Annotated in this window: 8 protein-coding genes and 2 tRNA genes; 8 read left to right on the top strand and 2 right to left on the bottom strand. The window is 66.8% G+C overall.

Going from position 1 to position 10,739, the window contains the following annotated elements; genetic code table 11:
* Positions 1-492: 492 nt before the first annotated feature.
* Both AC3WLN_RS22280 and AC3WLN_RS22275 read left to right on the top strand, forming a co-directional pair.
* Complete coding sequence (locus AC3WLN_RS22280; RefSeq protein ID WP_492484928.1) at positions 493-5,865, top strand: hypothetical protein; 5,373 nt, start codon at positions 493-495, stop codon at positions 5,863-5,865.
* Between the two features lie 59 nt (positions 5,866-5,924).
* Positions 5,925-6,488, top strand: coding sequence for a hypothetical protein (locus AC3WLN_RS22275; protein WP_492484926.1), 564 nt, complete (start codon positions 5,925-5,927; stop codon positions 6,486-6,488).
* Between the two features lie 339 nt (positions 6,489-6,827).
* Here AC3WLN_RS22275 and AC3WLN_RS22270 read toward each other — a convergent pair whose 3' ends face one another.
* Positions 6,828-7,145: a hypothetical protein gene (locus AC3WLN_RS22270; protein ID WP_492484925.1), complete on the bottom strand. Its 318-nt coding sequence runs from the start codon at positions 7,143-7,145 to the stop codon at positions 6,828-6,830.
* A gap of 541 nt (positions 7,146-7,686) precedes the next feature.
* Here AC3WLN_RS22270 and AC3WLN_RS22265 point away from each other — a divergent pair.
* Both AC3WLN_RS22265 and AC3WLN_RS22260 read left to right on the top strand, forming a co-directional pair.
* Positions 7,687-8,247 carry a hypothetical protein gene (locus AC3WLN_RS22265; RefSeq protein ID WP_492484923.1) on the top strand — a complete coding sequence of 187 codons (561 nt, stop codon included), beginning with the start codon at positions 7,687-7,689 and terminating at the stop codon, positions 8,245-8,247.
* The gene (locus AC3WLN_RS22260; protein WP_492484921.1) at positions 8,244-8,471 is read left to right on the top strand and encodes a hypothetical protein; all 228 of its coding nucleotides are present in this window, start codon (positions 8,244-8,246) and stop codon (positions 8,469-8,471) included. The genes AC3WLN_RS22265 and AC3WLN_RS22260 overlap by 4 nt, the downstream gene beginning before the upstream one ends.
* A 122-nt stretch (positions 8,472-8,593) precedes the next feature.
* Here AC3WLN_RS22260 and AC3WLN_RS22255 read toward each other — a convergent pair.
* Positions 8,594-8,668 (bottom strand) — tRNA-Gly (locus AC3WLN_RS22255).
* 267 nt (positions 8,669-8,935) lie between these two features.
* Here AC3WLN_RS22255 and AC3WLN_RS22250 point away from each other — a divergent pair.
* The 4 genes from AC3WLN_RS22250 (at position 8,936) to AC3WLN_RS22235 (ending at position 10,682) form a co-directional block, all read left to right on the top strand.
* Positions 8,936-9,586: a Maf-like protein gene (locus AC3WLN_RS22250; RefSeq protein ID WP_463773860.1), complete on the top strand. Its 651-nt coding sequence runs from the start codon at positions 8,936-8,938 to the stop codon at positions 9,584-9,586.
* Positions 9,583-9,807: a DNA gyrase inhibitor YacG gene (locus AC3WLN_RS22245; RefSeq protein WP_492484919.1), complete on the top strand. Its 225-nt coding sequence runs from the start codon at positions 9,583-9,585 to the stop codon at positions 9,805-9,807. Before AC3WLN_RS22250 ends, AC3WLN_RS22245 begins: the two co-directional genes overlap by 4 nt.
* A 119-nt stretch (positions 9,808-9,926) precedes the next feature.
* A tRNA-Phe gene (locus AC3WLN_RS22240) sits at positions 9,927-10,002 on the top strand.
* A gap of 92 nt (positions 10,003-10,094) precedes the next feature.
* Complete coding sequence (locus tag AC3WLN_RS22235) at positions 10,095-10,682, top strand: hypothetical protein (RefSeq protein ID WP_492484917.1); 588 nt, start codon at positions 10,095-10,097, stop codon at positions 10,680-10,682.
* Positions 10,683-10,739: the final 57 nt, after the last annotated feature.

The raw sequence follows: 10,739 nt of genomic DNA, 5'->3' as shown, positions 1-10,739 counted from the left end.
CCCCGGCCCCGCCCGGGCCTCGTGCTCGCCGCCGGCCGCCACCTGGGCCTCTCCGCCGCCGTTCCCCGGGCGCCGCGCTCGCCATCCGAGGGGCAGCGGCCTTGCCGTCTAATGTCATCCGTGGTCGCGATCGGTCATCCGTGGTTTGCGGCCAAGTGATCCGTGGTCATCCGTCGGGCAAATGCGCCGCCCTTCAGCATCGCCAACTGACGTCGCCCCCACCTTAAGTGTATGCGCGGACGGCGTTTTCACCACGCCTGCTCGGGTCGTGTCGCCACCGTGTAGCCACTCAGCCGCGCAGATGCGCCTACCACGGATGACCACGGATCACTTTTCGCCAACATCACCTCACCCCTGCGCGCACGTTTCTCCTTTTAGGGCAAATGTCATCCGTGGTGATCCGTGGTTGGGCTAAGCATCTGTTTTCGTTGGTCTTTGACCACGGACGACACCACGGATCACACCACGGACGACCACGGATCACGAGAGAGCATGAAAGTCCGAGCCTCCCTCGCTCGCCCCGAGAACCTGCTTCCTCTTCAATCCCCCCCCTCAAAACGGCCTGACACGCCGCAAATCGGTAGCAGCGACCGAGGGTTAGACGCGGTTCAGGCTGTCAAGACGCAGAACCTGCTATCCGGGCGGCTCAATCAACGGCCCCGGAGGGCTTTGAAGGGCCCCAGCGATTCACTGCGGGACATGTGCGGTGCGGGCATTTCAGGTGTCCGCGATGATGTCGGCCGACCCCAACGAGGCGCCGATGTCGAGTTCACCCCGTCCCGCAACCCGAAAGTTCCGCACTCCCGAGGCCGCCCGGCACCTGGGCTTGTCTCCGCAGAAGCTGAAGGCGCTGCGCGCGACCGCAGACGGGCCCGCCTTCATCCGGATCGGCCGGGCGGTTCTCTACGACCTGAACGACCTCGAAGCCTTCGCCGCCGCTCACCGCCACCCCGCGCCACCCCGGCCGGCCCTTGGCGCGCGGCCGCATCTCGCCTGATCCCGTTCGGAGCATCACCCATGCCGTTCTTCGATGAAGACCCGATGGCGCCGACGCCGCGGGTGCCGCTTGGCGTCGATCCGGCCCCGCCGGTGGCCGTCGAGCCGAGCGCGCTCCTTGGCGCAGCGTTCCGCACCGGCTCGCCGATCGGCGTCCTGACGACGCTCCCGACCCGGGCCATCGCGCCCGCCGGCCCGGACTACAACCCGTTCGACGACATCAAGGGCACGTCCTACGCCCGGGACTGGGGCGAGCGGTTCGTCGGCTCGCGCTCGCCGGAGGAGACGGCGGAGCTGAAGGGCCGGATCGACAAAGAGCTCGGCGACAAGCGCATGCTGGAGCAGGCCGGCATTGGCGGCACGGTGGCATCGCTCGGCGCTGGGCTGATCGACCCGACCATCTTCCTGCCGTTCGGGGTGATCGCGCGCAACGTCCGCGGCGGCGTGGCGGTCGGGCGGTCCGTCGCCATGGGCGCGGCAAGCGGGGCGGCGCAAGGCGCAGCGAGCGCGGCCATGATGAGCGCCGGGCAGCTGACCTATACGGGCGAGGACGCCCTGCACACGATCGCGTCGTCGACCATCCTGTCGGGCCTGATCGGCGGCGGTGCGGCGGCGCTGCTGACCGGCGCCGAGTCGCGCATCCTGGCGCGGCAGCTTCATGCGGACCGGGAGTTCCTAGCCGGGCAGGCGCCGCCGGCCGCTGCGCGCGACCTGCGCATGACCGCGCCGTCGGCCGAGCGCGCGCCGGAGTGGCGGCAAGACGTCTCCTGGCAGACGGAGCCCCTGCAGCCGGCACCGGCGGAGATCCGCGCCGTGCTGCCGGAGGGCGACGTGCAGGTGGCGCCGACGACCGGGCGCCTCGTGCAGGTGGATGCGGAGACCGGCGCCCGGACCCCGCTCGTCCTGGCGAACGATGCCGCGGCGGAGATCGAGGCCGGCGCCCGGGTGCACGACCTGGACACGCGCGTGCCGTTCGAGGTGCGGACGCTCGACGATGCGCTGGCGGCGGTGGAGCACGTCGAGCCCCGCGTCAGGATGGGAACACAGGCCCCAAAAGCTCCGGCCGGAGCCAACTCGAACAGTCCTGGCATGGTCCAGGCAGCAGGCGCAGGAGTGGCCGACGCTCGCACCTCCAAGCCCGTGAGCGATCTTCTCGACCGCATTCCCGGCGTTGGGTACGCGCTGTCCCGAGCAGATCCAGTGTCCCGCCTGTTCGCCTCGCCGATTATGTCAGCCCGTCGGACCCTCGCGGACTTGGCGGAGGTCGCTCTGCAGACGATCGACAACACCGCCGCGGGCGGCTTCCGCGCGACGGCACGCGGCGGTGTCGGGCCGGCCGAGAGCGAGATCACTCACGCCCGCGACACCCTCAACGTGGCCCATGCCCATGTCGTAGATGACGCATACACGCGGTACTTCTTCGGCTCCCGCGAGGCGGTGCCCTCGTTCGCAAAGACCCGAGCCGCGATCGACATCCGACGCACGCCGGCCGGGACCGAGCGCAAGCTGACGACGACCGAGTTCGACGAGGCGGTCAGCGACGCCATGATGCGCGGCGACCAGCACGAGATCCCGGAGGTGGCGGAGGTTGCCACCTGGATCAGGCAGAACGTGTTCCTGCCCTGGTTCGAGCGGGCTCAGAAGACGGAGTACTTCGCCGCCCTCAAGGACGTCGAGAGCGCGTCCGACTACTTCCATCGTGTCTTCAACACCGAGTACCTGAAGGCGCACCTCCCGCAGTTTGTCGACGACACCACGGGCTGGCTGGAGGCCGAGCAGACGCGCCAGGTCGCCGTGCAGCAAAGCGTCGACTACCTCGATGCCACCCGCCGTTCGATCGTCGCCGACGGTGCCAAGATCACCGCCAAGCTGGAGCGCCGCGAGGCCCGCCTGCGAGACCTCGCTTCCCGTCAGGCTGAACGAGGCATGGAGGTGAATCGGACCGGCGCCCGGGCCGCCGAGATCGAGGAGCGGATCGCGGACCAGGCGGCTGAGCTGTCGGAGCTGTCCGAGTTCACGGCCTCGATGCAGGCACAGGCCACGAACCCCGCGACCCGGGAGCAACTGCAGCAGCTGGCGGCCCAGATCCAGGATGCCCGGCGCGCCGAGCGGCAGTCGCGCATGACGCCGGCGGCCCTCGACCGGGCGGAGGAGGCCGAGCTGAAGGGCCGCTTCCTCGCGACGCCGGACGACGAGATGATGGCCGATCTGGTGATCGGGCGGCGGAAGGCGCCGAAGGACCCCAACTTCGTCTCGTACATCGTCGAGAACGGCGGCGTGAACGACACGGGCGGGGAGGTCCGCGCCATGACCGGCGGCAAGGGCCGGCCCGGTCTGGTCAATCCGCAGGGACGTTCCCTCGACGAGTGGGGCGAGCGCTTCACGCAGGACTTCCCCGGCATCTTCCCGGAGCGGCCGAGCGCCGTCGACGTCGAGCGCATCCTAGACGAGGCGGTGCGCGGGCGCTCGCCGGCCTGGTACGCCCGCGAGCACCTGCCGGACGGTGAATTCAAGACCTGGGAGATGGGCAAGGTCGCAGCCGACCTGCGGGCGGAGATGGCGCGCCTGGGGTACGACGCGAACAAGCGCGTCGACGTCGCCCGGTTTCAGCGGGACATGGCCGGGTCCGAGGCGGCCGGGCCGGAGCGCTTCCTAGACGATGGCGGCGGCGCCCCATCGATCGGCCTGGAGGATGCGGAGAACGCGGCCGCAGCGGCGCGGGACACGGTCCAGGCATACCGCGACCTCGTTGCATCGGCACGGGCACGCAAGGCCCAGGTGGACCGCGCAACGGGCCGCAACCGCATCCGGGCAGCAGAGGCCGGTAGCGCGGCCGACGCCAACGCCCGGCGCCTTGGCACGCTCGAAGGCCGCCAGAGCCTCGCGGAATGGGAGCGCGACCTGCTTCAGCAGGCGAAGGACATCAACGAGCAGATGCACGCCCGCGTCCTCGCGGACATCGAGGAGCAGGTGCGAGCCTGGGGCGGCAACAGCGCCGCCGAGGCGGTGTCCGCTCTGAAGTCGCGAGAGAGGCTGGAGGCCCGGCGAGCCGCCGCCGCGGAGGCCGCCGGCAAGCCGCACCCGACCGCGCGCCTTGCGTCCGCCGATGACGCCGTGCAGACCGCCGTCCGCCGCATCCTAGGGGCAGACAAGCAGTTCACCCGCGAGGATCTCGCGGACCGCGCGCGCGAGATCGCGGACCGGATCATCTCCTCGCCGGACGGCCGGCTGCCCTATGCCGACGCCTCGCCCGCGGCGGGCCCGGGCGGCGGCAACCCCGCGCGCGGTGCCCTCCACTCGCGCAACTTCAACATTCCGAACGAGGTCATCGCCCCCTACCTCGAGCGATCGTCCGAGCGCGTCGTCCGGAAGTACCTTCGCCAGACGGTGCCCGACGTCGTGCTCGCCGAGCGCTTCGGCGACCCCATACTGACGGAGCGGGTTCGCGCGATCCAGGACGAGGCGCAGGCCGCGGTGGCGCAACGCCGGCCGGACGGCTCGCCGGTCCTCTCGCCTGAGGAGCAGGCCCGCGTCATCAACCAAAGCCGCGACGACATCCGGGACGTGGGCGGCATCCGCGACCGGATCAAAGGCACCTTCGCCTTGCAGGGGGACACCGGCTCCCGCAACGCCGCACGCGTCGGTGCCGTGGTCCGGGACGCGAACTCAATCCTCGACCTCGGCGGGTCCGTGCTGAGCAGCATCCCCGACATCGCGGGCGCCGTGTTCCGCTGGGGCTTCGGCAACGTGCTCGGCGGTGCCTATGCGCCGTGGCTGAAGGGGCTGGCCGGGCAGAGCACGGCTTGGGCGGGAGCCAAGGCGGAGCTGAAGGCGCTCGGCCTTGCATCCGAGATGGCGCTGGCGACCCGATCTGTTGCCCTCGACGAGCTGTCCCATCAGTGGCAGCCGACCTCCCGCCTGGAACGCGGCGTGCACATGTTCGCCGAGAAATTCCAGGTCCTGAACCTGCAGGCGCCGTGGACCGACTTCACGAAGACGGTCGCCGGCATCTCCTCGATGAACGCCATCCTTCAGGCGACCGAGCGTGTGCGCCTCGGTAAGGCCACGGCCAAGGATCTGTCGGACCTGGCGGCTTCAAACATCGAGGCCAGCATGGCGGTTCGCATCCGGGACCAGTTCGACCGGGCCGGCCGTATTATCGATGAGGTGCACCTGCCGAACACGGCAGATTGGATCGACCGTGACGCGCGCCTCGCTTTTGAGCAGGCGGTTCGCCGCGAGGTGAACATCGCCGTGGTGACACCAGGCCAGGAGAAGCCCCTGTGGTTGTCCCGCCCGCTCCTCGGGCTGTTCGGCCAGCACAAGAGCTTCGTCTTCGCCTCAACGCAGCGGATCATGCGGGCGAACCTGCAGCGCCGGGACGCTAACACCCTCGCAGGCCTGGTCACAGCCATCTCGGCGGGCGGCATCTCGGCCGCGGCCTACGCCCTTGCCGCCGATCGCCCGCTTCCCGGTACACCGTCCGAGTGGATGAAGGAGAGCATCGCGCGGTCCGGCATCTTGGGTTGGCTGGACGAGGCCAACACGATGGCGGCGAAGGCCACGCGCGGGCAGGCCGACATGTACCGGCTGATCGGTGCGGACAAGCCGCTATCGAAGTTCTCGGCCAACTCGATCACCGACATGCTAGCGGGCCCGACCGCCGGCAAGGTCCAGGCGCTGCAGGGCGTGCTCGGCGCGCCGTTCAGCGAGGAGGGCTGGAGCTCGCGCGATACGCAGTCGGCCCGGCGACTGATCCCGGCCCAGAACCTCGTATACATCCGCCGGCTGTTCAACGAGGTGGAGGACGGCTTAAACCGGTCGATCGGCGTCGAGCCGATGGAACGGGGCATGGAGCCTCGCCCATGACGGGATTACCGCGCCTCCCGGCGCCGGCCCCCGCCCTGATCGAGACCTTCCCGGACTTGATGGCGAACTTCGTCGCCCGTCGGCGGCAGCTCGGGCTGTCGCAGCTCGCCGTCGATCTGAAAGCAGGATGGGCGGAGGGCTACCAGGGCAAACTCGAGGCCTCCCTGACCAGCCCGAACGCCAAAAACGCCCGGCGCATCGGGTGGGAAAGCCTGCCCCTGATCGCCGGCACCCTGCACGCCCGCCTTGTGCTCGTCGACGACGGACGCCTCGGAATCCCGACCCACGCCGAGACCGCCCTGCTCCTGTCCCGAATTCCGTCCCCGGAGACTGCAATGACTCTGCGCGTTCACGAAGACCAGATCATCGAGCACGATGGCGACGAGCGCCGTACCCTTGCCGACATGCTCGACGAGGAAGCCGACGCACAGGAGGAGGACGCGGGGCACCTTGATTGGAAAGCGACCCTCGACGGGATCCGCCGCTTGTCAGCCCGCGAGCAGGACAGTGAGGCCCGCGTCCGTGCCGCGGAGGACCGGGCGAAGCGCGCAGAGGAGCGCGCCGCGCATGCTGAGCTAGGACTACGACGCTTGCAGGAAGCCATAACCGAAGCGATGCGTTAGCCTGAACGGCGCACCATACGCACAACGATCGAATACCTACCGACTTTTCCAGTTGTACTCGCTCTTAGTAATTTTTTTTACTTCTACTTCGCATTCATCGCCAACAACACTCTCAACATTCATCTTGAGCATTTCAAGACTGTGGCCTCTTTGAACATAGAAGAAATGTACGCTTCCCGTATAATCAGCAGCTCGTCCATTGAATGTTTGACTGGCCTCCATGGCCTGAGCTTCACAATCGTCACCGGTAATTCGCACTGAATAATATGGCACAGCTCGGATTCCTTAGCGTCGAATTCAGTGGCAGGCGCGCCAAATATCCTGGCTTCAGCCTAAAGCCTACCGCTTGTCGGTCGGCCGCTTGAACCCTCTGCGCTTAGGACGGGTCCAGGATTCAGAATCCTCGAACTTCGCCCCAGTTCCAGGCAGCGGTGGAGTGCCGAACAAGCAGAACCGATCGTAGAACTCTTTCACAGCTGGGCGGTATCGCCCATAGCCTACCTTCTTCGGGAAGCCGTGGGCTTCCAGGGTCGGCAGGCTGGCGAGCCAGGTCTGCTTGTCCTCGATGTCCGGCCCGACGATCGCCTCGGCCAGATGGTTGTCGTTCCGGACGAACAGCGGCAGCTTGTCGAACGAGATGACGGCCTTGGCGGACATTCGAGATCCTTTCAGCGAGTCGCGCTGAGGATCATACCGGCTGCTTCCGGAGGCGCACGCCAGGACCCTCGCCGTTCTCCTCAATGAAGATCACCCCAGCTCCTTCGAGAGCTGCGCGAAGCGCCATTACAGTACGCTCCTTAAGGACCACGCCGCGCTCGAACCGTGTGACAGTGTCGGGAGCCACATCCGCCGCAGCAGCCAACTCCCGGACCCCCCATCCAAGGGCCGTTCGGGCCATTCGACACTGGATGGCGAGCATTTAAGTATCCTGTGCTGAATTCGGTTGACTCACTCGCCGAATCCCACAATCATAGCTGTGTCCTGATTTCGGGACAACGCCGACTTTTAGCGCTCGGCCAGATACCGCCATTTGCAGCGCCCCCCCCTACTTCCAGCCCCGGAGCACCCCGGCATGGCAACGACCCTTCATGCCCTGAATTCGACCGGCGAACTGCTGGCGGCCTTCATCCTCATCGTTGGCGGCGTCGCTGCCTACGGCATCCTCCCCCTTTGAGCCTCAACCGTCAGGAGCATTGCTATGAACGCAGTTCGCCGTCTTCCCCCACGGGGATCGGAAGCTGGCCTTTCGTTGGCCGAGCGTGCCGCAGCCACGAAAGCCTCGGCATCTCGTGTGATCCGTTCCGAGACCGCAAAGCATCATCCCGACGCTGTGTTGATTGCTGCCGCTGATAAAGTTCGTCCAATGCTAGCAGAAACTGTGAAGCTTGAATCAGAGTTTCACAGGCTGCGGAAAATAAGTGCCTTTATCATTGAACGGCAAATAGGGGATCGTCCTGATTGGAGGATCGATATGAGCATGGCAAGAGCATACGATAAAAAGCAAAGGAAGATTGATATTGAGACAGGCTTCCACGCAGCAAGCCAAAAGCTCGATCGTAATCACAAAGAGATTTGGCGCATCCTTGGCCCACTTAGGAAAAGGCCAGCTAGAACACTGGAAGGCGCGGCGGCTAAGACAATACTCTTCGATCTGGAACTGATCGATCCTGACGAATTAGTGCATGAGATCGCAGTGCTTTTTTACGGCGTTGATCTTGTTCGAGGGCGCGTTGACGTCAAGGAACCGGCTTCAGCATGAGCAACGTCTTTCAGTTCCCGCCGGGCCGTCAGATGTCTGCACGGCAGATCCCGCGCGAGGAGTTCGAGCGCTTGGCCGAGCTCGCGCTGGACGTCGTCGACCGGATCGTGGCGATGCTCGATGAGCCAGCTGAGCAGCTTCAGTGTGCCGCCACCCGCGAATCGCGTGTCGTATCGCTGCGAGGAAGATCGCCGATCTCCAGCGAGCACAAGACGCAGCCATAAGTCGGAGCGTGCGCTTTGGCGACACAGCCGCCCGTGGCTACATGGTGGCGACACAAATGAATCACCCGCTCATTCAGAGCGGCGCCAACGTTCGAAAATAATATGTGATGCAGTGAGTTAGTTGGAGCGGGCGATCGGGATCGAACCGACGACATTCAGCTTGGGAAGCTGACGTTCTACCACTGAACTACGCCCGCCCGACGCGGATTGGTGGCCGCGGCGGTGGCCTGTGCGGCCACGAGCGGGACCATACCAGACCCGCACCCATTGTCCACGGGCCTTGAGCCGCGCGGCCCTCGTCCACGTCCTGGCCCCGCCCGGAGGGCGCGTTCACAAGGCCGGGGCTTTCCGCTAGGTTCCGCCCGCTTTTCCGGCGGGGTCGGTCCGCGCGCAGGGCGTGGCGCGGCCATACGCCGATCCATCCCCCTCACAGGACATCTGTTCGCCCCCATGACGGCCCGCACGTGACGATCACCGACGACATTCCGGCTCAGGGTCGCAGCGCCCGCCTGATCCTGGCATCCGCCTCCCCCCGGCGCCTCGCGCTCCTGCAGCAGGTGGGCATCGAGCCTGACGCGCTCCTGGCGGCGGATATCGACGAGACGCCGCGCAAATCCGAGACCCCGCGCGAGCTCGCCCGGCGCCTCGCGCGCGAGAAGCTGGCGGCGGCCGGAGCCGCCGCGCGGCGCCGGGACGACATGCGGGATGCCTATCTCATCGCGGCCGACACCGTCGTGGCCGTCGGGCGCCGGGTGCTGCCGAAGGCCGAGTTGCCCGACGAGGCGGCCGATTGCCTGCGCCTCCTCTCCGGGCGCCAGCACCGGGTCTACACCGCCGTCTGCCTGCTCACGCCCCAGGACGTGCGCCGGGAGCGGGTGGTGGAGACCCGGGTCCGGTTCAAGCGCCTGTCGGCGCGCGAGATCGAGGCCTATCTCGCCTCCGACGAGTGGCGCGGCAAGGCCGGCGGCTACGCCATCCAGGGGCTGGCGGGCGCCTTCGTGGTGAAGCTGGTGGGATCGCACAGCGCGGTGGTCGGGTTGCCCCTCTACGAGACCGTGAGCCTCCTCGACGGCGAGGGCTTTCCGGTCCGCGGCGCCTGGGGAGGGGCGGCATGAGCGATCCCGACAGCGGCCGCCGGCGGGCGGGCCCTTCCAAGCCCGATCCCTGCCCGATCTGCGGGAAGCCGCCCGAGCCCGCCTTCGTGCCGTTCTGCTCGGCCCGCTGCGCCGACGTGGATCTCGGGCGCTGGCTCACCGACCGCTACGCCATCCCGACCGTGGAGGACGAGGACGAGGATGCCGACGGCATCGGTCCCCGCCCGGACCGGACCGGCTGAGGGCCCCGATCCGCCGGTCAAATCGCTCCGCAAATCTCTTCGCAATCCAGGCTGGACAGCCCGCAATCCACCCCCTATACCCCCGCTCCAGCCGGTGCCGCTCACGCGAACCGGCCGAGGCCCAGGTAGCTCAGTTGGTAGAGCATGCGACTGAAAATCGCAGTGTCGGCGGTTCGATTCCGTCCCTGGGCACCATTCCCCCCTAAGTCGTTGATGCACTGAGATCGTAGGTAAATTCGGGCAGGACCGGTATACATCACCGGGGTACACGCTCGATGGGCCTACGCATGACGACCGCGACAACGCGCCGCGACTCCACGTACCGCCAATTTCAGAAGCGAGTGCCAGCCGACATCGTCGCTCGCGCACGTGGCCGTTCTTATCCAATCACTTTGCCGGCGTTCGGGGCGACGCCAGAGGAAGTCGTCGAGGTCACGATTCGGCCCGCAATCAGCTTCTCGCTTCGAGTGCGCGACCCAGCCGCTGCTAAGATGCGCGTCGGTTCAGTTGGTGCTCAGCTCGAACGCATCTTCGCAAGCCTTCGCGCCGGCCCCATTGAGCTCACGCACAAGCAGGCCGTCGCACTCTCGGGCGAGGTGTACCAGCTTGTTGTTGAACGATTTGAAATGGACCCGGGCGAGGCGGGCGATTGGGAAGCCTGGAAGGCGTTCCACTGGGCGGCGATGGAAGGTCGCGTTCCTAATCCGCCGACAATCACGTGGCAGGAGATCATGAACGAGCGCAACGCCGCGCTCGGCGTCTTCGGTGTCTCACATGGTCCCGTGCTTCTCGACGTGGTCGAGAGCTTACCGCTTGGCGATAGCGCTCGCAGCCTTGAAGTTCGTTTCGGGCTCCTAGGGTCTGTCGTCGCCTGAACGGATTGGTTTGGCTTTCGTTTTCGTCTCTCTGATGCAGGAGGGACGATGCTGAGC

This window comes from Methylobacterium sp. FW306-05-D (assembly GCF_058782155.1).
Note: the sequence above shows the minus strand (reverse complement) of the source record. Positions and strands in the feature narration are given on the sequence as shown.

Bases quoted from the DNA above. Each gene is read 5' to 3' on its own strand.
- AC3WLN_RS22280 (WP_492484928.1), top strand. From the start codon at position 493: ATGAAAGTCCGAGCCTCCCTCGCTCGCCCCGAGAACCTGCTTCCTCTT.
- AC3WLN_RS22275 (WP_492484926.1), top strand. From the start codon at position 5,925: ATGGCGAACTTCGTCGCCCGTCGGCGGCAGCTCGGGCTGTCGCAGCTC.
- AC3WLN_RS22270 (WP_492484925.1), bottom strand. From the start codon at position 7,145: ATGTCCGCCAAGGCCGTCATCTCGTTCGACAAGCTGCCGCTGTTCGTC.
- AC3WLN_RS22265 (WP_492484923.1), top strand. From the start codon at position 7,687: ATGAACGCAGTTCGCCGTCTTCCCCCACGGGGATCGGAAGCTGGCCTT.
- AC3WLN_RS22260 (WP_492484921.1), top strand. From the start codon at position 8,244: ATGAGCAACGTCTTTCAGTTCCCGCCGGGCCGTCAGATGTCTGCACGG.
- AC3WLN_RS22245 (WP_492484919.1), top strand. From the start codon at position 9,583: ATGAGCGATCCCGACAGCGGCCGCCGGCGGGCGGGCCCTTCCAAGCCC.
- AC3WLN_RS22235 (WP_492484917.1), top strand. From the start codon at position 10,095: ATGACGACCGCGACAACGCGCCGCGACTCCACGTACCGCCAATTTCAG.